Source organism: Bacillus sp. Brlt_9, from assembly GCF_051948935.1.
Taxonomy (GTDB): domain Bacteria; phylum Bacillota; class Bacilli; order Bacillales; family Bacillaceae_G; genus Bacillus_A.
The window spans coordinates 333399-353571 of record NZ_JAYJLO010000003.1; the positions used below are offsets into that span (position 1 = coordinate 333399).

Annotated in this window: 29 protein-coding genes; 6 read left to right on the plus strand and 23 right to left on the minus strand. The window is 31.7% G+C overall.

What is annotated here, in order from left to right; translation table 11 throughout:
• Positions 1–25: 25 nt before the first annotated feature.
• From VF726_RS14040 to VF726_RS14050, 3 genes are all read right to left on the minus strand, one after another.
• The gene (locus VF726_RS14040) at positions 26–856 is read right to left on the minus strand and encodes a sugar ABC transporter permease (RefSeq protein ID WP_440170179.1); all 831 of its coding nucleotides are present in this window, start codon (positions 854–856) and stop codon (positions 26–28) included.
• A complete protein-coding gene (locus VF726_RS14045; RefSeq protein ID WP_440170181.1) occupies positions 856–2190 on the minus strand; it encodes a carbohydrate ABC transporter permease in 1335 nt (444 codons plus the stop codon). The genes VF726_RS14040 and VF726_RS14045 overlap by 1 nt, the downstream gene beginning before the upstream one ends.
• A 73-nt stretch (positions 2191–2263) precedes the next feature.
• A complete protein-coding gene (locus VF726_RS14050) occupies positions 2264–3568 on the minus strand; it encodes a sugar ABC transporter substrate-binding protein (RefSeq protein WP_440169084.1) in 1305 nt (434 codons plus the stop codon).
• Positions 3569–3778: 210 nt separating this feature from the next.
• Here VF726_RS14050 and VF726_RS14055 point away from each other — a divergent pair, with 210 nt between their 5' ends.
• A complete protein-coding gene (locus tag VF726_RS14055) occupies positions 3779–3961 on the plus strand; it encodes a hypothetical protein (protein WP_440169086.1) in 183 nt (60 codons plus the stop codon).
• Between the two features lie 67 nt (positions 3962–4028).
• Here the strand turns inward: VF726_RS14055 and VF726_RS14060 are convergent, their stop codons facing one another.
• Both VF726_RS14060 and mraY read right to left on the minus strand, forming a co-directional pair.
• Positions 4029–4265 (minus strand): hypothetical protein, encoded by a 237-nt coding sequence (locus VF726_RS14060; protein WP_440169089.1) that lies wholly within the window; start codon positions 4263–4265, stop codon positions 4029–4031.
• Between the two features lie 83 nt (positions 4266–4348).
• Positions 4349–5296: a phospho-N-acetylmuramoyl-pentapeptide-transferase gene (gene mraY, locus VF726_RS14065; RefSeq protein ID WP_440169092.1), complete on the minus strand. Its 948-nt coding sequence runs from the start codon at positions 5294–5296 to the stop codon at positions 4349–4351.
• Positions 5297–5502: 206 nt separating this feature from the next.
• Here mraY and VF726_RS14070 point away from each other — a divergent pair, with 206 nt between their 5' ends.
• On the plus strand, positions 5503–5895 hold the full coding sequence (locus VF726_RS14070; RefSeq protein WP_440169094.1) for a hypothetical protein: 393 nt from the start codon (positions 5503–5505) through the stop codon (positions 5893–5895).
• Positions 5896–5928: 33 nt separating this feature from the next.
• On the opposite strand, the gene VF726_RS14075 is transcribed toward VF726_RS14070, so the two are convergent.
• The 9 genes from VF726_RS14075 to VF726_RS14115 all read right to left on the minus strand — a co-directional run bounded on the left by VF726_RS14075 (position 5929) and on the right by VF726_RS14115 (position 11344).
• Complete coding sequence (locus VF726_RS14075) at positions 5929–6756, minus strand: polysaccharide deacetylase family protein (RefSeq protein WP_440169097.1); 828 nt, start codon at positions 6754–6756, stop codon at positions 5929–5931.
• Positions 6757–7189: 433 nt separating this feature from the next.
• On the minus strand, positions 7190–7498 hold the full coding sequence (locus VF726_RS14080) for a hypothetical protein (protein ID WP_440169100.1): 309 nt from the start codon (positions 7496–7498) through the stop codon (positions 7190–7192).
• A gap of 101 nt (positions 7499–7599) precedes the next feature.
• Positions 7600–7794, minus strand: coding sequence for a hypothetical protein (locus VF726_RS14085; protein WP_440169103.1), 195 nt, complete (start codon positions 7792–7794; stop codon positions 7600–7602).
• 120 nt (positions 7795–7914) lie between these two features.
• Positions 7915–8262 (minus strand): hypothetical protein, encoded by a 348-nt coding sequence (locus VF726_RS14090; protein ID WP_440169106.1) that lies wholly within the window; start codon positions 8260–8262, stop codon positions 7915–7917.
• A gap of 2 nt (positions 8263–8264) precedes the next feature.
• A complete protein-coding gene (locus VF726_RS14095) occupies positions 8265–8486 on the minus strand; it encodes a hypothetical protein (RefSeq protein ID WP_440169108.1) in 222 nt (73 codons plus the stop codon).
• 64 nt (positions 8487–8550) lie between these two features.
• Complete coding sequence (locus VF726_RS14100; protein WP_440169111.1) at positions 8551–9084, minus strand: hypothetical protein; 534 nt, start codon at positions 9082–9084, stop codon at positions 8551–8553.
• Positions 9085–9094: 10 nt separating this feature from the next.
• The gene (locus VF726_RS14105; RefSeq protein ID WP_440169112.1) at positions 9095–9457 is read right to left on the minus strand and encodes a hypothetical protein; all 363 of its coding nucleotides are present in this window, start codon (positions 9455–9457) and stop codon (positions 9095–9097) included.
• A 177-nt stretch (positions 9458–9634) separates the two neighbouring features.
• Positions 9635–9838 (minus strand): small, acid-soluble spore protein, alpha/beta type, encoded by a 204-nt coding sequence (locus tag VF726_RS14110; protein WP_440169114.1) that lies wholly within the window; start codon positions 9836–9838, stop codon positions 9635–9637.
• A 57-nt stretch (positions 9839–9895) separates the two neighbouring features.
• Positions 9896–11344 carry a LamG-like jellyroll fold domain-containing protein gene (locus tag VF726_RS14115; RefSeq protein ID WP_440169117.1) on the minus strand — a complete coding sequence of 483 codons (1449 nt, stop codon included), beginning with the start codon at positions 11342–11344 and terminating at the stop codon, positions 9896–9898.
• Between the two features lie 162 nt (positions 11345–11506).
• On the opposite strand from VF726_RS14115, the gene VF726_RS14120 reads away from it, so the two are divergent.
• Complete coding sequence (locus VF726_RS14120) at positions 11507–12094, plus strand: hypothetical protein (RefSeq protein ID WP_440169120.1); 588 nt, start codon at positions 11507–11509, stop codon at positions 12092–12094.
• 418 nt (positions 12095–12512) lie between these two features.
• Here the strand turns inward: VF726_RS14120 and VF726_RS14125 are convergent, their stop codons facing one another.
• The 7 genes from VF726_RS14125 to VF726_RS14155 form a co-directional block, all read right to left on the minus strand.
• Positions 12513–12887 (minus strand): hypothetical protein, encoded by a 375-nt coding sequence (locus VF726_RS14125; protein ID WP_440169122.1) that lies wholly within the window; start codon positions 12885–12887, stop codon positions 12513–12515.
• A gap of 105 nt (positions 12888–12992) precedes the next feature.
• Entirely contained in the window at positions 12993–13370 is a 378-nt protein-coding gene (locus VF726_RS14130) for a hypothetical protein (protein WP_440169124.1), read from the minus strand.
• Between the two features lie 37 nt (positions 13371–13407).
• The gene (locus tag VF726_RS14135) at positions 13408–13773 is read right to left on the minus strand and encodes a hypothetical protein (RefSeq protein ID WP_440169125.1); all 366 of its coding nucleotides are present in this window, start codon (positions 13771–13773) and stop codon (positions 13408–13410) included.
• Positions 13774–13903: 130 nt separating this feature from the next.
• Complete coding sequence (locus tag VF726_RS14140; RefSeq protein WP_440169127.1) at positions 13904–14203, minus strand: hypothetical protein; 300 nt, start codon at positions 14201–14203, stop codon at positions 13904–13906.
• A gap of 117 nt (positions 14204–14320) precedes the next feature.
• Entirely contained in the window at positions 14321–14938 is a 618-nt protein-coding gene (locus tag VF726_RS14145) for a DNA-processing protein DprA (protein WP_440169130.1), read from the minus strand.
• A gap of 29 nt (positions 14939–14967) precedes the next feature.
• On the minus strand, positions 14968–15345 hold the full coding sequence (locus tag VF726_RS14150; RefSeq protein WP_440169133.1) for a hypothetical protein: 378 nt from the start codon (positions 15343–15345) through the stop codon (positions 14968–14970).
• A gap of 138 nt (positions 15346–15483) precedes the next feature.
• On the minus strand, positions 15484–17016 hold the full coding sequence (locus VF726_RS14155; RefSeq protein ID WP_440169135.1) for a hypothetical protein: 1533 nt from the start codon (positions 17014–17016) through the stop codon (positions 15484–15486).
• Between the two features lie 161 nt (positions 17017–17177).
• Here VF726_RS14155 and VF726_RS14160 point away from each other — a divergent pair, with 161 nt between their 5' ends.
• Entirely contained in the window at positions 17178–17669 is a 492-nt protein-coding gene (locus tag VF726_RS14160) for a hypothetical protein (protein WP_440169138.1), read from the plus strand.
• A 48-nt stretch (positions 17670–17717) separates the two neighbouring features.
• On the opposite strand, the gene VF726_RS14165 is transcribed toward VF726_RS14160, so the two are convergent.
• Positions 17718–17996, minus strand: coding sequence for a DNA-binding protein (locus VF726_RS14165; protein ID WP_440169140.1), 279 nt, complete (start codon positions 17994–17996; stop codon positions 17718–17720).
• A gap of 124 nt (positions 17997–18120) precedes the next feature.
• Here VF726_RS14165 and VF726_RS14170 point away from each other — a divergent pair, with 124 nt between their 5' ends.
• Complete coding sequence (locus tag VF726_RS14170; protein WP_440169142.1) at positions 18121–18423, plus strand: hypothetical protein; 303 nt, start codon at positions 18121–18123, stop codon at positions 18421–18423.
• Positions 18424–18521: 98 nt separating this feature from the next.
• Complete coding sequence (locus VF726_RS14175; protein ID WP_440169145.1) at positions 18522–18890, plus strand: hypothetical protein; 369 nt, start codon at positions 18522–18524, stop codon at positions 18888–18890.
• Positions 18891–18914: 24 nt separating this feature from the next.
• Here VF726_RS14175 and VF726_RS14180 read toward each other — a convergent pair whose 3' ends face one another.
• Complete coding sequence (locus VF726_RS14180; protein ID WP_440169147.1) at positions 18915–20120, minus strand: polysaccharide deacetylase family protein; 1206 nt, start codon at positions 20118–20120, stop codon at positions 18915–18917.
• Between the last annotated feature and the right edge of the window lie 53 nt (positions 20121–20173).

Genomic DNA, 20173 nt, shown 5'->3' on the forward strand with positions numbered 1-20173 from the left:
ATATTGTCCTCCTATTGAGAATTAATTAACCTTTATTTGCTCCAGAAGTAAGTCCTTCTGTTAGTTGTTTTTGGAAAACCATAAATAATATTGTGATTGGTATTGCTACAAGTACAGCCCCAGCTGCAAATGTTGTGAACTCAGTATTCCCTCTACCGGTAACCATATTAAATAGTCCTACAGCTAGTGTCATATTTTCATCACTAGTTAATACTAGTCTTGCGAAAATGAAATCAACCCAAGGTGTAATGAAAGTATTAATAGCAACGAATACAAGTACTGGCATTGATAGTGGCATCATTACTTTAAAGAATATTGTAAAGTGCCCTGCTCCATCGATTTTTGCTGCTTCTTCTAAACTCCTAGGTAAACCATCGAAGTATCCTTTTACTAACCAAGCGTTAAATGGAATTGCTCCACCAGCATAGACAAGTACAAGTCCCATATGGCTATCTAATAAACCGATTTGTAATAGTAAAATATAAATTGCGATCATCCCCATAAATGATGGGAACATTTGAAGAATTAACATAGTCATTAAACCAGATTTACGTCCTGGGAAACGGAAGCGGCTAAATGCATATGCACAAGTTACTACTAAGAAAGTTGATAAGAACATATTAGCTACCGCTATTTTCAAGGTATTTTTATACCAAATTAGATAATCTGTTTCCTTAAATAATTTTATGTAATGATCCAGTGTTAAGTTGTCAGGTATAAATTTTGTAGCAAATAGTGTATTACCTGGATTCATTGAACCTATAATAATCCAAGCTATTGGTAAAATTACAGATAGAGATAAAAGCGTGAGTATTGCATAGAGAATGGTTTTGATTACTATATTTTTTGTTTTCATCACGACATCATATCCTCTTCTTTGAAAGCTTTAGTGCGTCTGAAGTTCCAGACAGAAATAGTTGCAACTACGATGAAAATCAAAATAGATACTACTGAAGCCATCGCAAATTGACTTTGATCAAGTGTAAGCTTATAAATCCAACTTATTAATATGTCTGTGTGCCCTGCGTAAATATAATCAGGGTTAGCTGGCCCACCTTCTGTTAACAGATAGATAACGTTGAAGTTGTTGAAGTTAAAGGCAAATTGCATAATTAATAATGGTGCCGTTGAAAATAAAACAATAGGAAGCGTAATTTTAAAGAATTTTTGTTTTGCGTTTGCGCCGTCTACATCAGCAGCTTCATATAGTTCTTTGTCAATTGAAGTCATTACTCCACTCATAAGAACCATCCAGAACGGGAAACCGAACCACATATTTACTAATACAAGTGTTATCTTTGACATTAATGGATCTGATAACCACGGAATGTTTGAAGATATGACACCTAAATCCATAAGGAATTGATTGATTGGTCCGAATTGACCGTTAAACATATTTCGGAAGATTAATATACTTACAAATTGAGGGACTGCCCAAGGAAGAATAAAGATTGAACGCCAGAATTTTTTTAGACGTATACCTTTTTGGTTTAAGATTACTGCGAAGAATAATCCACTAAAGAATGTAGTAACAGTAGCAAGTATGCCCCATAATACCGTCCATCCGAAGACACCAATGAATGTGTCTTTCCAAGTAGCTAATTGGAATAAAGAAATGAAACTATCAAACCCTACCCAATCAACTAGGTTTTTAGGAGGTATATGGTTTGGTGCAGAGTAGTTTGTGAAGCCAATTGCGATACTAAAGATATTTGGTAATAGCACTAGAAACAGAACGAACAGAATAGATGGAGATAGTAATAAATACGCAAATCCATTTTCTATAATGTTTTTATAGGTTTGTTTTAGATTGTTTGGTTCAATACCTAACTCTCTTTTTTTACCTACTTTATATGCATCCCTAACATTCATTACGTATACAAAAAGAATGATTCCAATGGCGATTAGTCCAATAAATCCTTCTATCATTAAATAAATTGAGTGATCGCCGGCTATGGTATCGAAACCAACTCGTTTTTGAGTTTGCTCACCCAATGTAATTAATCCCCACATCGCGTGTCGTAAAGTTGGAATCCAGAATAACATTAAATATAGTTCTGATAGGATGAAAAATAATCCTTTTAAATATTGTCTATTGTAAAGCTGACCTAGACCCATCCAAACCCCGGAAAGAAGAGCTGCAATGGTACTGTGTGATCTTGCTTTTTGAGTTGTTTCCAAGTTGATCACTTCTTTCACTAAAAATAGTTTCTAAGTTTAAAGGAGCCGTTACCCCTCAATTGAAGATAACGGCTCTATTAAATTATTTTTGCTGAATCTTAATTGCTTCATTTATTTGTTTAACGCCGGCATCTAGTGATTTTTTCACATCTGCTTTATCATTCCAAATAGTTGTGAAAGCAGTTTCCATTGCTGGCCATACTAATTGCATTTCTGGAATAGAAGGCATTGGAACGGCTGATTTAGCTTGTTCTAAATATGCAGTTGCTACTTCATCCTTCTTAATTTTTTCCTCTTCTAATAGTCCGTTGTGTGCTGGAATTTGATTTGTCATTTCATAACGTTTTAATAGCATCTCTTTGCTAGTTGCGAATTTTGCATATAATGATGCAGCTTTCGGGAACTTAGAGTTTGCATTTACATAGTATCCTTTAACACCTGAGAAACTAGTTGGCATTTTTCCATTGTCTAGTTTAGGTAATGGTGCTACCCCAACATTAATACCAGCCTTTTTAGAAGCTTCAATGTCCCAAGGACCAGTAATACGATACATAGCTTTACCTTCATTGAATAAAGATCCAATTACATCGCCTGTAAGGTCTTCTTTCTTAAGAGGTAATAATTCTTTATTAATTCGTTGCATTAGCTCGCCAGCTTTTACTGCGTCTTTTGTATTTAAACCGATATCTTTAGGATTTGTACCTTCATCACCGAATACGTATCCCCCGTAACCACCAAGGAATGAATGGTTGAAGTAATAGTTACCTGGTTCAATTAATAGACCGTATTTGTTTTCTTTCGCTTTTGTAAATTCTTTTGCTTGTGTAAATAATTCAGCCATAGTTCCTGCTGGTTTTTTAACTAAATCTTTATTGTATAGTAAAGCATAAGTTTCAATAGCTAATGGATAACCATATACTTTTGTTTCCCCGTCTTTATCTTTATATGAAACAGCGGAAATAGCTGATTTCATAAAGTCATCTTTATATTCTTTTTCGAATACGTTCTCCATAACTAAACCTGCGTTTACTAATTTACCTAGTGCGTCGTGAGGAGCATCAACAACGTCAGCACCCTTACCGGCAGGTCCATCTTTTTCTAATTTAGCCATTACCTTTGTATGATCTACGTTTTGATATTCAACCTTTACTCCGTACTTTTCCTCGAACTGTTTTGCTACAAATTGTGCCCATTGTTTTTCACTGTCTTTGTTATCCCAAACGACAAGCTTTGCGCCTTCTTCTGGTTTTATATCTAAGGCAGTTTCACTAGTGCCTTTATCAGTGTTCTTACTTTCATCAGATTTATCGTTTGAAGAACATCCTGTTACAAGTGCTGAAGCGATTACTCCTGTTGCTAGAACGGAAAAAACTTTTTTAAGTTCCATTCAGTCATTCCTCCCAAAAAATAGAATGTAAACGTTTGCGTCTATTACACCAATATCATTCTCAATAAGTAAACTATTACCTTTTCTTTTTTCTAAGTTTTCTAAGAGTACATACAAAGGCTCTTTAATGCATACCTTTTTTAGTAATTACCAATAGAATTGTTTTTTTGACTTATAATCTTAAAGAATTTCTACAAAGGAGCGAATAATGTGAGTAAACATAATAATGAGATACATTGGCTAAAGTCTTCTTTAATGATTCAAATACATAGAGTAAGACAAGGCGAAAGCGAAAGGTTTCCTTGTAACACTGATTTTGAAAAGGAGGCTTCGCTAAAGGCTATTAGGGGTTTTCAAAAGTTAATTGATGAAAGTAAAGAAGCTTACAGCTAATTAACTTTATGTAATGAAGATAAAAAAATAAAAAGAGTGACTTGTACACTCTTTTTTGAAGGTAAAATTATTTGAACTGCATTTGATATTCTTGGCAATATATTTTATCAACTATATGAATTTCATTTTCATTATCTACTGGATCCTCATTTTCTTTGAAATGAACCTCGCTTTTATCGCTTAGTTTCACATCAGCTAATCTTGCCTTTAGGAATTTTATAGAATCATCATCTTTTTTATAGTAAACCTTCACTTCTTTACCATCTACTACAATTTTTAATATCGTTCTAATTAATGACTTCATAATTTCATCCCTCCCCTGACATATGTATTATACTTGTAAGCCGTATCTATAGAAGAAAAGAGGTAATTTTAAACTTTAATTTCTTATAATACGATCGCTAAACTAATGGCAGATAGAATTAATCCTGCAATCCAAAATCCTTTAACAACTTGAGTTTCTGAGAATCCACTAAGCTCATAATGATGGTGTAATGGACTCATTTTAAAGATACGCTTTTTACGAGTTTTGAAAGATGCTACCTGTAAGATTACTGAAAGTGTTTCTATGACGAACACTCCTCCAATTAGGGCCAGTAGGATTTCTGCTTTTAAAATTACTGCTATCCCTACAAGCGCACCCCCAACTGCAAGTGATCCTGTATCCCCCATAAATACTTTTGCTGGGTTTTTATTAAACATTAAGAATCCGAACAAGCCGCCAATAAATGCTGCTACGAATAAACTAATGTTAACATTACCTAAGTTGTATGCAACTACACCAAAAGTTCCTAAAGCTATCATACTAGTTCCTGTTAACAATCCATCTAGACCATCGGTAAGGTTTGTTGCATTTGTAGTACCAATTACTAGAAGGATTACAAATACGTAATAGAACCAAGATAAATTTAAAGAAAGGTCTGTCCCTGTAATATACAGATTTGTGTCCAATCCTTGTTTCTGTAAGAAGAATAGGAAGATCAATGATACCAAAAGCTGACCCACTAACTTTTGTTTGCTTGTTAATCCTAAATTTCTTTTAAAATGAATTTTAATAAAATCATCTAGGAAACCAATTGCTCCATTACCTAAAGTAAGAAATAGAATTAATAAAATCTCTGGTTTTAGATCTATAAAAGCAAGTGTAGATATAGTTAATGAGAACAAGAAGATTAATCCTCCAAGAGTTGGAGTACCTGATTTTTTCTTATGAGATTCTGGCCCCTCTTCTCTTATGCTTTGACCAAATTGAAACTTTTTCAGAAATCGAATGAAATATGGTGCAGCAAGAATTGTAATAATAAATGAAGTAATAAATAGTAATAATAATTTCATAGTTTGTGCTGTCTCTCCCTAACGTGAACTTTCCATTTAGGACATTTGTATAGTCTTCTCATTTCCCTTTAATAAAAATCTTTTTCTTATGTGCACTATGCTTCTACGTCATCTATGTAACAAATTACATATTTTATCGTTTATTATTATTTTGGGGATTTTTCCAGTACAATATATAAAACTAGTGTCATTTGGGAGGATTTTTTATGTACCGATATGTGTCTGATGAAGAAAAAGAGTATATTGCAGGAGAACTAATGGAGAAGTTTGAATTGAAAGACTTAGTCTTCTTTACTAAGACAGCTTATGACTTCTATGAAACCTTCGATGAATTTACAGCTGATGCTATAATGGCTACTTTTAGAAATAAATTAGATGAGAAATATAAAAGTGAGACTAACGAAGCTATTACTATAATGAGAAGAAAAGCCAAACGCATTGAAAAATCCATTCAATTAATATCAATGATTCGTTCTGAAATACAAAGCTCATCTACTATGGATCAAGCTGAGAAACAATACATTGAAGAGCAATTCAAACAATTATTTAAAGAAGTGCTTGTAAATGATGATAAACAAGAAAACTTCTGGAATAAATAACAAAAAAACCTTGGATATCCAAGGTTTTTTTTATTATAGTTGAGGATCATTCTTAAAGTTTACTGGTATATGATTCTTAGAATCATATACTTTGAAAGTATAGCCTTTTTCACGTAGGTACTTAATGATTTGTGGTAGTGCTGCAACTGTACCTGGTTTTTCGTGCATTAAAATTACTTCTTGTTTGCTATTGCTTCCGTGTCTTTCAATTTGTTGTTTTATGTTGTTAAAGATAACGTTTGGAGAATTGGAATGTTTCCAGTCCACACTGTCTATTGTCCAATCCCAAAGTTTGATATTGTTTTTCTTCAGATTTTCAATGACATTCGGTTTTGCATATGTACTTCCATAAGGAGCGCGTGCAAAGTTCGTTTCATATTTAAAATCGTCTTTAAGTATTTTTTGGAGTTGTTGCATTTCGCTTACGAATCCAGGATTTTGCGCATTATAAAGTTTTCTTTGATCGTGTGACATTGAGTGCATTCCTATTGGATTGCAGCTATCAGCAAGTTTTTTCAATGCGTCTTTGTGTAGATTTACATTGCTTCCAATTACGAAGAATGTACCTTTAATCTTTTCTTTTTCTAATGCATTAATTAATTTTTCGGTATAAATACTTGGGCCATCATCAAAAGTTAGATAAACCTCTTTATCCGCTTTAGTAGCTGGGATCTCGCATCGAGGTTTGTTCTCTTCTTTTTTTACATCTGTTACAGATTTACTTATGTGTGTTTTATCTGCGTTTTCTTTTGAAGAAGCACTTTTATTGAAACTTGTAATTCCAAATACTCCTGCTGTAACGATTGTTGTACCTAATAAACCTAACCCTATGTTTTTCCAATCTAATGTTTTTAAATTCAAATTAACCACTACTCCCTAAATTGTGTATATATGTTAGCATTAAACCCGTTAGTCTTGATTAGTGGTTATCCTTTAAAATTGTTAAATATGTTACATTTGTGTTACAACGCTAGAAATGTAGGTTCTTTAACTTTAGTTTATATGTTACCTCTTACTCCTTTTAATACCAAAAATAATATCCTTTGCATCACTATGGCGACATATATAATAATGAAACAATTTGTCGTTAAGCTTGTTACGTGCTGAACAACCGCCACTCCGAAGATATCACTCGAAAAAGAAATAATCTGTCCTAAAACTAATCCGATCAGGATATAAATAAAAAAACACCCTTTCATTTTTAGACCAAGAGCCAATACAAATTAATTATATGATTTAAATTAGTTAAAGTGAAAAAAACATAATCCTAATACAATGAAACTAAAAATCTAATTTATTTATGATTTTTTATTAATAAGTTTTTATTTATTTTTTCTTTTATTAGCTTTGATATTACTATACCTTTTGTAACGTGATTATAATTCAGTCTTACACTATTTTCAGTGAATATATCAATTTCAAAAAGAATTGCATCTTTTATTTTTTCTAATCCTTCTTTAGCTACAAACATTTTAAACTTACTTGTTGATAATTGTTCTTCTACTATTAATATATCCGTTTTTCTAACAATTCTTTTTCTGTTTTTATTTATGTCAATTACTCTTAGCTCACTTGTGGTATAAGCCGTATCTTTATACTTCATCTCTTCACTCCCAAGAAATGCATTTATAGATATATTTTACTATTATTTGTTTTCGTTGCAATAAAAACCCCTATACGCATAGAGGTTTTTGTATCAATATACTACTTCCATTTACTGTTTTCTAAATCAATATCTGGTGAGATGGTATTTAAACCATATGGGCTATATCCATCATTTAATTCAATTAACTCTAATTCATTTAAATCATCAGGGGTAATCTTGTCAAAGAAGTGGAGTGTATCCTTATTTAGATTTCCGCTCCCCTTTGTTTTGTTTTCTACATTTTTCTTTTTCATATAATTCCTCATCTACTCTATCTAATCATTTATTTTTTATTTTTAATGATTATACTATCTTTGCAAAGAGAGATGAGAAAAAAATAAAAAGCTATCATAAACAGATAGCTTATTTCTTTATTAATTGTTTTCGAATGTTTTTTGGTGCATTTTCTTAGTAAAAGTAAATAGTTCTCTAAACCAATTATCTTCTTCTGGAATTATAGCATCATCTGTTTCTACAGCTTCGTTAGATAATGGAATATCCATAAATAACAGTTGAGATCCGTTAGAAGTGCTATGGAAGTAATAAGATAATTTATCTTTTTGACTCTCTTCATCAATATGACTGAACTGTATATGCTCTTCTAGGTATCTAAAGATATCTTTTACGTTGATACCTTTGTTTGTTTTTTCATATTCAATTTGTTCTTGTTCTAATCGTTTTAAGTCTTCGTCTGTATAAATGTATCCATTATTTTGTGACATTTTCACTTCTCCTCAATATCCTTAATTTTGATATCTGACTCATACACATAATAGAACTTAGCATACCACGATTTGTTAGCTCCGTAATCAGTTCCAATTCTAAGTATCGCAAGCTCTTTACCTCTTTTATGATGGAAAATGTAACTTGCTTCTTGATTCATAGTTTGACCTTCGTTGTCTATATTCTTTAATATTTTTATTTCTTGATTAAGTTGAAGTTCCAAGTTTTTGCTCCTTTGTAACTATCTTTTGTTTTATTATATACAAAAAATAATTTCATAAAGAAGTTTAGCTCCCCACTGCAACTTTTCTTTTTCTAGATTTTTTTAATACTTTCTCTAGGCTAATCGTTACACTTTCTACAATCAAAGCGTTCATTCCCAGCCCAAACATTGCTCCTTTTTGAAGTGCTTTATTTATATCTGCAACGCCTTTGTTTTTTCTAAATTCCCACTGATTTTTCATTCTTTTGTCTAGTTCCTGTTTATTAATCTTAGCGCATACCAATAATTCAGCAATATCTTTTAAGGAAAGAACTTCTCCAGGTTCTGTAACAGGAATATCCTGTATAAGAGAAGTACTTTTATTACTACCACTTTTTTCTTTTAATACGCTTTTAAGATAATTTGCAATAGCTTTCACCTTAAATTTGATTCTTCCTAGTCCGATTCTTTGACCTTTTTCAACAGCTATCATCACATCATTGAATCCCTTGTTTTTTCTATATTGCCATTGTTCATTGATCCGATTAAGTAATTGTTTTTCTGTTCTAATCGATGCAAATAAAATTTCTTCAGCTAATTCTTCTAATGTAATTTTCATTGTTTTCTCCTTAGAATTGAAATGGGCTAGTGCTAACAATTTCAAATTTCTTAACTGAAGGAATCTCTTCACCTTCTAATACAATACTCCAATGATCCATCAAATTAGGGTCATTTAAATCGCGAATTAGTTCTTCCATAAATTGCTCTACAATTTGTTTTGATTTTTTTGTGTCGTCACCTGAAGTAATAAAGTTTATAAAGAATTCTCCTTTTGGACCACAGCCTAAACAGTTTACTGATTCAAACTGCTCTGTTAATTCACTTCCTGCTACACCACAACTTTCTAATTGGTCTGTTATTATTTTATTGAATGAATCTCCAACGTTCATATTTCCTAGTTGTACCTTTACTTCTACTACTGTATTTTTCATCATTTTTATCATCCTTCTTTTCGAATTTTTCATATTCTAACAGCTATTACGAAGAGTAGATGAAAAAACAAAAAAAGATCGTACAAAGGGATACCCTTTCACGATCTTTTTTTGTTGAAGTTAAGTATTTTTTCTTGTTGTAAAAATAGTAAGTATGTTGTTGTGATTTAGTTATTCTTAGTGAAGACGTCCTGATAAAGTTTGCTCAGCTAGTGCTACTAATCGTTTTGTGATTTCGCCACCTACAGAACCGTTTGCGCGTGCAGTTGTGTCTGGTCCTAATTGAACACCAAACTCAGTTGCGATTTCGTATTTCATTTGCTCAATTGCTTGCTCAGCGCCGTTTACTAAGATTTCATTTGAGTTACTTTGTCTCGCCATCATAATCCCTCCTTCCGTTGATATGCTTACTATTTGTAAATTTTTCTATTTTATTCATTAAGATTGCAATAAATTTAATTTTCCTTGATCAAATTTGATTTTACTTCCAAGAATAGATAGTGTCGCATTTTGTTTTAATTCTAATTTCGTTAATTCGCTTAGCGATACGCTCATATCAGTTTCAAGTATCTTTTGCTTTGTGCTGCTATGATTAGTACTTGCGATAACATTATTTTGCAAACGAAAATCTATTTTATTCAACATTGAACCCGAATAAGTTCTTTGAGCAGTTAAAGTATCTATAGCGCGATCCAATGTATTTAAAAACTCCGGCCCAAGATTATCAAGATTTTCTAATCCTAAATTGTTCATTGTTATCATAGGAAAAATAACGTTCAAATAATTTTCTAAACCGTCTTGTCCTGTATGGAAATTTAAAAATTTGTTTGATGTTGCGCCTTCATCCTCAACTATTTTAGCTCCTCCGCTAATATAACCATTGTTTCCGTTGCCACTTGTATCAAAAATTGTGCTTCCTCCACCCTCATTAAATAACCATTCACCAACAAGACCATCTCTAGTTACATTCCCGTCTTTATTACCTTGTATTTGCTCTTCATTAAGGGCTTTATTGTAGATTCTCACATCGTCTATACTACCTTGAAATTGTCTTGGTTTATCTGGTGTTTCGTAACCTATATGTAAATCTTGATGATTATCTTGGAATCCACCTTTTGATAAAGGAAATTCAGAATCTAGATTCCCATTAATATATATTCTTGCTTTATTATCGTCAAATGAGGCTGCGATGTGTGTTTCTGTACCAATAGGAACCTGAATACTAGACTTCCAATACTTTTCTGGAACAGATCCATATTTGTAAATAGCTACTTTTCTATCTGTACCTATAGTCAAGTAGTAGTTTTGATTCTTAGAAACTGCAATCCATCTATCCGTAACACTGCTATCTGGTGCAGAATCGATGGTTACTTTAGCTTCCATTGTGATTTCGTTACTAATAACTGAAACTCTAGGGTTATCTTTTATGACCACTACATCTCCGGTATCCTTTAATACTAATTTCCCCGGTATCTCGCCCATCGTAACATTTTTATTGTTGTAAGTTATATTTTGTAATGTCCTGTTAAGTTCTATTTGATTCATATATATTTCTTGCTTAATCATATTTTTATCCAGGTCTGATAATGTGCCGTTTTGATACTGAATGGACAATTCTTTCATTCTTTGAAGAATAGCTGTACTATTTTCATATTTACCATCTACTGTTTGGATCATTGACTTTGCATCAAGTAAGTTTTGTGTTCCCTTATTGAATGTATTTATTTTAGTTTTTAATCTTTCTGATACCATTAATCCGGCTACATCATCAGCAGCTACGTTAATCCTATTCCCTGTAGATAATTCTCTTTGTAAACGTTCCATTGTTTTCATATATGTAGAGTTTAAATTTCGTAATCGGGTATATTGTGAGTTATTTATAATCATCTAACTTACCTCCGCCTGAATAATCGAGAAGGATACTAGTTGAAATGTGGAATCTTATCAAGAAGTTTTATAATGTTTTTATTTTTTGACTAATGTTTTTTTCAACTATTGCAAAACAAACTATATAATTTTATCAAGCAACCATATAAGGGAGAGGCGTAAATGATTAATTTTAAAGATTATGGAATTGAAGTTATCTCAAAGTGCAGCCGTTCTGCGAAAATGAATGAGGCGACAAATGAGTTGGAATACAGCTCTGTAGAAAGTATAGGTTCTTCAATTTCAATACACATATATAAAGGTGGACAAAAAATCATTGATTTACCCTTGGAAGATTTAGAATTATTACCCCATAAAGAAATAGACGATTTTTCAAATGAAAACATAGCTCTTGAAAAAGAAATAATTATTAAAGCAATCGTCGAATATGAAAAAGAAAAACAAGGTCTGGTATTTGTAAATAAACTCTATCTAAGAGACTTGTATCAGCTATCTCAACAATACATTAATTCTACGGCTGTTCCAAATGAAGTTATGGTTATGATGAACGTTATTATTCTTCGTCAAATCAATAATAAAATGCCATTAAGTATTCAAAAAGCATATAAAAATGATTTACTACTATTAATAAGGGAGACTTCAATTATTGAAATTGAAAATGCGTTTATTTTATCCCCTATGAAAAATTGGGTACTAAATAATTATAAAGCAGAGGAACTTTCAGAGAACGTTAGGCATCTCTTCGTGTAGTTCTCTCTTTTCAAACAGAATTGTATATAATGAAAAAAACACAACTATATAAAGTTGTGCTTTTTTGTTTCTGCCGCAGCGGTTGGCCCTTCCGCATCCCTTAGAAGACTTTGAACCAATTATTATAATAGTGTTCGTCATTATAATTGGTTCTAAAGTGTGATAGCTGCCTGTTCTATCCTTACGGCATTGTTTTTTGTTGATATACAATTCCCTTATCATCTTGCAATTAAGCTGTTTTTTAACCCGTCCTACGATCCAGGGAAATCCTTATGCATCCAGATCCAAAAATCAGACAGGTGTGATAAGAGAATTCTACATCAAGCCATATAATAAGTTTGTACCTAATTTGTTTTATTTAAAATAAAAAACTCCTATTAAAAAAACCGAAGACTTTAACAGTTTCGGTTTAAATTCTTTAAAAGTCTAAAGCTTCTAGGATGGTAATTATTTTATCTGCATCAAAATGAAATTCAAAACCGTGGTCTATTTCTAGAACTAAGACCTCATCGGATTCTTTATAACTTAAATTTAATTTACTGTTAGTAAAGTATGTGTCGTAGGAATCCTCTAGAATTTTTATACTTCCATAAGTATTTAATTCCCTTACTACCTTAAGAGATCTAATTAACTCAGTTTGATTTACTGTAATTTTTCTTTCTTTTTTTTCAGCACCTTTGTCATCACATTCAAATGCAATAAATAGAATATTGCTATCTTGTTCCCTGCCTACTATTACAGATCGGTCTACACCAGTAAATCTGCCAGATTCATTTCTAATTTGTAATTCCATTTTTATCATCCTTTATATTTTTTTATAAGCATACCACGATTTTTTTATAATCGTGTAATATTAACAAAAAAGACCGAAAATATTATAGTCTTCGGTCTAAATCGTTTAATAATTTAAAGCTTCCAATATAGCAAGTAATTTATATGCATCAAAATGAAATTCGAAGCCGTTATTAATTTCTAAAATGAAAACATCATCAGATTCAACATATCGTATGTTTAATTCGCTAGTGACATTTGTATATGTTGAATATGAATCATTTAAGATTCCTACACTACCATTTGTTCCTAATTCTTTCACAACATTAAGTGTTCTAATTAACTCAACCAAATTCACCGTAATTTCTCTTTCGATTTCATCCGCTTGTATTTCATCGCATTCAAAATTAAACTCTAGAGTCTTACTATTTTGTCCTGTACCTAGCATTACTGCCGGGTTGGTTCCTCTAAAACCAAAATACTCATTTATGATTTGTAGTTTCATATGTATCAACCTCTCAACTTTTTTTAAAATTTGTAAATTAACTTCTAAATGCTTCAAGTACGGCCAATAATTCTTCTGCATCAAATTCAAACTTTAAGTCATTTGAAATTTCAATTCTAAAGATTGCTTTGTGATTATAAAAATCTTTTGAAATATGTGCTATATGCCCTTTAACTCCCTCTAATGAATCGTAAGAAACCACTAATTGCGCTTGTATTCCTTTGGAGACAGATATAGCATTTAACGATTTATGGAGCTTTGCATATGAAATGCCAATCTCACGTTTATCCCCTTTGTTATAATAGTCTTTTCCGCATTCAAAAAATATTCCGCCAAATTCTTTTGAAATAACCACTGGTAAATGTTTTTCATCTTCAATTCTGCTTAGTAATTCAAATTTCATCTCATCTCATATTCCTTTTTAATTTATGTTTAAGGAGTTTTTCCGACTTATTGTAAGCTCGGCTCAAACTTTTTCTTTAATCTCTCGTACTCTATTCTATCCTTTTCTTCATTTAATTCTTTTTGTCGTTTTAGGTAATCTTCGTGGGCTTTCTTTTTTGTTCTAGGTATTCGTTTAATTCTTCGTTTGTTATTATCCCCTTCTTATGTAGCTGTTCCCTTAGGTATTGGTGGTTCAGTATATAGCTTCTTGCTCTTGACTTGTTATACACCCAAATTCTCCCTCTATCCTCATCCTCTCCCCACTCTTTTGAGACGACTTGAATTCCCCCATCTGAAGTAACAATCGTGATTGCCTCTGCGAACGCTGCCATATGGGTAAACACGACCTTCTTATCCCAAAGGTCTTCTTCTTTTGTGATAAAATACATTGCAACCACTCCTTACATTTTTATCTATTTTACCACTCTGTTTTTGACCATTGAAAAAAACATTCTATTGTTTTTTGGGTTTCCATTATTGGCACGAAAAAAGACTAGCCTCCTCAGCTAACCTTTCAAAAGTATATCTATATCGCTTAATTTTATTTCCGGATTCCAATCTAATTCATCTTCTGCGAAGCGTGGAACAATGAATTTCGCTTTAGAATTCATTTGAAAGACTTCTTTTCCAAATTTCTCTCCATAGTTAAGGGCCCATCTTGTGCCACCCTCAATATACTGATCTGTTATAGCAATAATAACTTTGCTAATATGAGCTAATAGTACATTTCTTTCTATTAATCTTCGACCTCTTGTTCTAATCCTTCTTTTCATAAGTATACTGTTATGTTTATCGAAATCTGTTGATGACATATCAAACGGAAAAATAAGCGCTCCGTTCTCTTTAATTCTTTCTGAAAGTTTTTTATTTGCTTCTGGGAATATTGTCTCGTCCGTGCTTATTCCTAATACCGCAATTGTTTTTCCTCCGGCGTCTAGTGCGCCTTGATGGGCATATGTATCGATTCCTTCCGCTAAGCCAGAAACTACGATTTTACCTTTACTTGCTGTTTTTTTACCTAATTCATATGCAAGTAAACATTCTCTTTCTGTTGCGTTTCTGGGACCGATAATGGCAACTAGATCTTCTTCTTTCCAAGTGGTTAATGTTCCTACTATATTCATTTAAATTCCTCTCTTTGCTTGAACCTTAATTATTCTGTTTCGCTTCCTGTGTGGCAGCTATTTGAGTCATTCTGTTCGCAGTTATTGTTGGTATTTGAATCATATGTATTTAAATAATAAATGGGGTCAAAAGTGGTATTACACTTAGAAATGTAATTGTTTTTATTATGGCTTCTTTTTTCTTCTGAATTTTTTGCGTAATTATCTTTTCTTGATTCCCTCTTAGGGTTTTCACTTGTCACAATAGTGATTTTTCCTTTATACCCTTGCTGCCTTAAATACTCTCTTGTCTCCTCTTTTACTTTTCTTAATCTCTCTTTTTCTTCTAGTTCTGTTTCTTGTTTTTCATTTAATACATTTGTACGATCAGAATCTGAATTTGAAGAGAAAAATTTTTGTATGTGCATAAAAACTATTATCTCTTACCTCTTTCTATTTCCAGTTAAAACTTTAATCATTTTACCACTTATAATTTTGTTTTTAGAAAAAAAGAAAACCTAACTAGAAATAGTTAGGTTAAGGGATTTATCTATTAACTGATTTTATTACCAGACATTCAATACACTAAAATTTTTCTCTTCTTTATCATTAAGATAAGGGTAGTTTTTTACGTTTAATTCTTCTTTTAACTTCTTATAAAATACTATTATTGATTGTTCCTGTAAAGTGTCTTCGGAGTATGGGTGTTGACTTACAGGCATATCATCTTTGATTTTCAGGGGTATTTCGATTATTACTTTTAAATAGTTTGCGCCACCTGGGATCGCCAATTGGATAGTGCTTGGATTTTCTTTTCTCTGCTTTCTCAAAGTGTCCGTTACCCGTATTGCTTCTATAAAGGTAAATTTACCATCAGTGAACAACAAATCTTTTCGGAATGGCTCTGCTGCTCTACTAATGACAAACCCCTTAGTATCTATGAGGTTTTTAATACTCTGGATTCTCTCCTTATATGACACTTTTATATCGATTTGTCCACAAGTTAGATAACGTTCTAGTTGTTCAAATATATACCTTACTTGTCGATTTCCTGAATCTAATTCCAACAAATAAGTTTCCAAAGCAAATAAGTTCAACTCATTATAATATTTCTCTTGAATATTTTTTAATGTGTATCCTTGAATACCATTACTTTGATTCACTGCTTCATTGTAGGCTTCATTTATTATTGGAAGTATTTCTAAAATTCGTCTTGCCCCCCTAGGAATTACGATCATATTTTGTTGGGGGTGAGTTTTATAATATTCTACCGCTTCCTTATGTTCTACAAATAAGCATATCCCGTCTTTAATACGGATGCCCCTATTTACTAATTTTGAATCATATCTAGTCGAATCTAATTTATTGTTTAGAACATCTATTAATTCTTGGATAGTTTTTTTAGTGGATACAAAGTTTTCTTTTTCGAAATGGTTCAAAAAATTTTCTACTTTCCTTAATGACAACTCTAACAACTCGTCGATTTCAAGATATTCTAATTTTTGATGTGGTTTAATCCAATTTCTAAATTTTTCAATTGTAATAGGTTTTTTATTTGCACAGGCTGATTGAAACATATAAGTTAATTCTTTAGAATGCGCTGTTATATTTCTATCCTCATATTTGAATTGCTCATAAGATTGTTCAATTAATCTAAGTTTAATTCTTCCTTCAAAATCGTAATTATCATTCTCTTTTGAAATGCTTATTTTATCTTTAATGCTAATTAATTCTTTGTATTCACCGAGGTCTTCTACTCTAACTGATTTATCAATGAATTTGTTTGCAAGGTCGTTGGCCCTTTGGTCAAATGCACCGATTAGAGTTAAATTGTATTCTCTAATTTTTTGAAGTCCGATTGAGTTATTGTATAAATCGCTCAAGACTTTTAATATCATTGGTTTTGTAAAAACATTTTTTGATGATTTAATCTGTGCAATTTTACTTTCGCCGTTACTATAATGCCATACTACATCGATTTTATCTCTTTTATTGTCGGGCTCCATTACAACTTCGGACCAATCCATTTCACCTATTGAATGTATGACAGTAGCAATCGCTTGATAAAAATAGCCTTTTCCTCCATAAAGTCCGCTCATCTTGATTTACCTCACTTTTGTATTGATTTTCTTTATTAGTATAATGTAGTAAAAAGCTAGATATAGCAAATTATTCTACCATTTCTTTGACTTCAATGTATCTCTTTGGTAGAAAAACGAGAAGTAATACCCCTTCTCTTTTATCAAATGAGGTGGAATAAATGTATGCAGATGCGTCTACATACCATCAAATTTTAAATCTAACGTGGGATTTAATCGTGGTGGCATTATTGATAATTGCAGTCTTAAAACCTGTTGGATCAATGTTACTGTCAGCTGGTTACTCGTTACATTATGTAGAAAAATATTTTGTAACGCTGGCGGCTTCTATTTTTAGTTATCAATTCATTTTTTCTTTTTTATTTTATACAGGACATACTGGATCAATTCGTGTATTTAATTTCAAAATAATGAATCTAGACTATTTAGTAGCTAATGGATTTATGGATAAAATTGTTCTATTTGCAAGTTCCTCTTTCTTTTTATTTATATTTTTTATGCTATATACGGTACCTTTTATGGCACTTTATAACCGTTTCATTCTAAAAAATGATGCATTGAGATTCAATCATCAAATCACATCAATGTATACTAGAAATTTATTTTGTATCTTGGTGGTTACTCTTATTCCATCGTTTTTCCTTAGCATTTAATTCTAGTTATTCTTTCCTAGCCAAAAATAAAAGAGCAAAATTGCTCTTTTATTCTATTTCTTTTAGCCACTCCATCACTTTTCCGTACTGATAATAATTAACGTTTTTCAATTCAATTTTCGGTAAATCAGGATATTTTTCTAACATCTCTTTCATATCTGCTTTTGAAATTCCTAATACAGAATGTAAGTCTTCTTCACGTATTAGTTTTTTATTACCTGCGCCCATAAACGTATCAGAGCTATCAGGATTCTTGAAGTTTTTCAAACCCTCTCCAATAAAATATCCTAGAAATAATAATCCTATGCCAACCCAAAATAAGTCCATAAACAACACCTCATCCCTTAGAAAACAATTGCATTCATTTTACTCAATTTTACTTATTCATCAAAAGATTTCTAAGATTTTTCTCTAATACTTCGAATAGTAGATATTTTAGGAGGAAATCAAATTGAGATACGTAGTCAAAACGCTAAAAGCCTGTGCGTTAGTGGTTATATGTGCTGCACCGTTTGTAATTGGTGCAACTCTCCCTTCGTCAATTGAAGACAATAACGAGGCTGCATATAAAAAAGTCTTTAAGGGCGAATATGAAATAATTAATAGCAATTTCGAGAACACTGTTGATCGCGTCAAATATAAAAATAAACAGTACTTGGTTTATAAAAAGTACACCGGAAAAACAAAATATACGCCCTTCGAAATATATAAAATTGAAGAGGTTACAGAGCTGAATTTAGTAGATGTTCACTGATTTTCTTGTTTTCTTTTCCCCTTAATTTTATATAAAAAATTGGTTTTATTTTTAATTTTAGAATACAATGCTCCATAAAGATTACAAGGAGTTCGATTATGAATCTAGAAAAATTGAAATTAATTGCCTTTGAAAAATATCCTGAGTGGATGAGAATAATAGATGAAGAACCTACAATGTGGAAAGATTATACTGCTCGTGATCATAACCCACTTGTTATTATTATAGATGAAATGGGAGTATCAATAGGTTATAACAATGTAACAAGAGAACCGGTTTGTCGTATGGTTTGGGAACAACTTGATCCTTATCAAAAAGGTGAAGTTTTCTTAGCTGAATATGATGAAAAAACAACCGAATTACGAAGAAACCAAGAAGTAGCTGACTTATTTGAAAAGAAAGTTCTAGAGGAAATATTCCAACATACTATCGCTTGGAATCTATTAATAAGAAAAAAACACAAGTAAGACGTTATCTTACTTGTGTTTTTTTTATTTCTTATTTAGCTTCTCCTGGGACACCATTTCTTCAAATTTCTTGATCGTATACTTTGGTTCTACGCCAAAACGGTTTAGTTGTAATAAGTCATCGCCAATATTAACATAACCATTTTTTGTTGTGAATGCAGATTTAAAACCTGCCTCCTTAGTGATTTTTAGTGTTTCTTGTTTATATTGACCGAATGGATATGCCATAGAATGGGCGTTTAAATATATTCTACTATCTTCAAAATCTTTCTTTACTATATCGTAAGGTTTTGTAACGACATCAGATTTCTTCTCTTTTGAAATATTATGTAGCTTTGTTGTATGACCTTGATATTCAAATACATCTTTCATTTCTTCCATTTCACCTTTAGATAAATTCTGTAGATTATCTGGATTGAAATTTGATGGATTCTCAGTAATTCTAGAAGTGATCATAAACGCTGTAGCTTTAAGATTATTCTTTTTTAGTGCTGGGTAAGCGTATAGCAGCACTGATTTTTGTCCGTCATCTATTGTAATTAATGTAGTTTTTCCGGGTAAATTTCGTTTCCCTTGAACATATTCTTCTAATTCCTTTGTTGTGATAGTTGTATAGCCCTCTTTTGCTAAGAAGTCCATTTGCTCAGTAAAAGCTTCCGGAGTAATTGTTGTATTTGTTCTAAACTTCTTATTCTCTGAATTTTTCAAAAAGTGATGGTACATTAAAACTGGAATACCTTTATCTTCTTTTGTTATTGATTTATTTACATACCCTAAGCGTCCATCGAAATCTACCATCCACCAGTTTCCTGATGAAGCGATCGTTGGATACCTTCTATTTGCTTTAATTGTAGCGAATTGTACTAATTTCCCTGTCGAATTGTCATAGACTGGCGTGTCCTGATTTGTAATGAACGCTTTAAAACTATTGTGTTTATAATGATTTAAATTCTTATACGTTACTTTTTTAGCGATTTGGGAAGAATCCTTTGAAACGTAAGCGACTGAATTCCCGTATTTAATAGTCCAATAATTCTCTTTTATATCTTTTTTTATTGGATATTGCTGTTCTTTGTTTAAGTACCCTACTACGTCCATTTTACTATTGTGTTCTTCATAAATTGGAGTTTGATCTTGATTTACTTCTAAGTGATTCACGGCTGTTGCTTGAACTGGGCTCATACATAATATTGAAAGAGCCATACTAAAATTTTGTACAATTGAAAACATAAAAATTTACACCTCGCATTTATTCTCTCAGTACCTGAATTATACAAATTTGT

Bases quoted from the DNA above. Each gene is read 5' to 3' on its own strand.
- VF726_RS14040 (WP_440170179.1), bottom strand. From the start codon at position 856: ATGAAAACAAAAAATATAGTAATCAAAACCATTCTCTATGCAATACTC.
- VF726_RS14050 (WP_440169084.1), bottom strand. From the start codon at position 3,568: ATGGAACTTAAAAAAGTTTTTTCCGTTCTAGCAACAGGAGTAATCGCT.
- VF726_RS14060 (WP_440169089.1), bottom strand. From the start codon at position 4,265: ATGAAGTCATTAATTAGAACGATATTAAAAATTGTAGTAGATGGTAAA.
- mraY (WP_440169092.1), bottom strand. From the start codon at position 5,296: ATGAAATTATTATTACTATTTATTACTTCATTTATTATTACAATTCTT.
- VF726_RS14070 (WP_440169094.1), top strand. From the start codon at position 5,503: ATGTACCGATATGTGTCTGATGAAGAAAAAGAGTATATTGCAGGAGAA.
- VF726_RS14080 (WP_440169100.1), bottom strand. From the start codon at position 7,498: ATGAAGTATAAAGATACGGCTTATACCACAAGTGAGCTAAGAGTAATT.
- VF726_RS14085 (WP_440169103.1), bottom strand. From the start codon at position 7,794: ATGAAAAAGAAAAATGTAGAAAACAAAACAAAGGGGAGCGGAAATCTA.
- VF726_RS14090 (WP_440169106.1), bottom strand. From the start codon at position 8,262: ATGTCACAAAATAATGGATACATTTATACAGACGAAGACTTAAAACGA.
- VF726_RS14100 (WP_440169111.1), bottom strand. From the start codon at position 9,084: ATGAAAATTACATTAGAAGAATTAGCTGAAGAAATTTTATTTGCATCG.
- VF726_RS14105 (WP_440169112.1), bottom strand. From the start codon at position 9,457: ATGAAAAATACAGTAGTAGAAGTAAAGGTACAACTAGGAAATATGAAC.
- VF726_RS14110 (WP_440169114.1), bottom strand. From the start codon at position 9,838: ATGGCGAGACAAAGTAACTCAAATGAAATCTTAGTAAACGGCGCTGAG.
- VF726_RS14115 (WP_440169117.1), bottom strand. From the start codon at position 11,344: ATGATTATAAATAACTCACAATATACCCGATTACGAAATTTAAACTCT.
- VF726_RS14120 (WP_440169120.1), top strand. From the start codon at position 11,507: ATGATTAATTTTAAAGATTATGGAATTGAAGTTATCTCAAAGTGCAGC.
- VF726_RS14125 (WP_440169122.1), bottom strand. From the start codon at position 12,887: ATGGAATTACAAATTAGAAATGAATCTGGCAGATTTACTGGTGTAGAC.
- VF726_RS14130 (WP_440169124.1), bottom strand. From the start codon at position 13,370: ATGAAACTACAAATCATAAATGAGTATTTTGGTTTTAGAGGAACCAAC.
- VF726_RS14135 (WP_440169125.1), bottom strand. From the start codon at position 13,773: ATGAAATTTGAATTACTAAGCAGAATTGAAGATGAAAAACATTTACCA.
- VF726_RS14140 (WP_440169127.1), bottom strand. From the start codon at position 14,203: ATGTATTTTATCACAAAAGAAGAAGACCTTTGGGATAAGAAGGTCGTG.
- VF726_RS14145 (WP_440169130.1), bottom strand. From the start codon at position 14,938: ATGAATATAGTAGGAACATTAACCACTTGGAAAGAAGAAGATCTAGTT.
- VF726_RS14150 (WP_440169133.1), bottom strand. From the start codon at position 15,345: ATGCACATACAAAAATTTTTCTCTTCAAATTCAGATTCTGATCGTACA.
- VF726_RS14155 (WP_440169135.1), bottom strand. From the start codon at position 17,016: ATGAGCGGACTTTATGGAGGAAAAGGCTATTTTTATCAAGCGATTGCT.
- VF726_RS14160 (WP_440169138.1), top strand. From the start codon at position 17,178: ATGTATGCAGATGCGTCTACATACCATCAAATTTTAAATCTAACGTGG.
- VF726_RS14165 (WP_440169140.1), bottom strand. From the start codon at position 17,996: ATGGACTTATTTTGGGTTGGCATAGGATTATTATTTCTAGGATATTTT.
- VF726_RS14175 (WP_440169145.1), top strand. From the start codon at position 18,522: ATGAATCTAGAAAAATTGAAATTAATTGCCTTTGAAAAATATCCTGAG.
- VF726_RS14180 (WP_440169147.1), bottom strand. From the start codon at position 20,120: ATGTTTTCAATTGTACAAAATTTTAGTATGGCTCTTTCAATATTATGT.